1 protein-coding gene is annotated in these 273 nt (G+C 67.4%); it reads left to right on the top strand.

Features of this window, described 5'->3' with window-relative positions:
* A partial coding sequence (locus tag SB816_RS31585) for an FUSC family protein (RefSeq protein WP_410548193.1) occupies positions 1-273 on the top strand: 273 nt, incomplete at both ends.

A 273-nucleotide genomic window follows, 5' to 3' on the forward strand; every position in this document is an offset into this window, starting at 1 on the left:
GTTCAACTATGCGGCGAGCGTCGTGTTCACTTCGTCGTACGTGCTGCTGATGTTCCACCTGCTCGCGCCGGGCAGCATGCGCATCATCGGCGAGCGCGCGATCGACACCGTGGTCGGCTGCATGATTGCGATCGCCGCGAGCCGGCTCTTCCCGTACTGGGAATACCGGCTGATGGGCAAGCTCGTGACCGACATGCTGAGCTCGACCCGCAAGTATTTCGAGGCGGCGTGGCGCGCCGGGCGCGGCGCCTCGGCGCCTGCCGTGCCGGTCGC

It is taken from the genome of Achromobacter sp. SIMBA_011 (assembly GCF_046535435.1).
Classification (GTDB): Bacteria; Pseudomonadota; Gammaproteobacteria; order Burkholderiales; family Burkholderiaceae_B; genus Achromobacter; species Achromobacter dolens.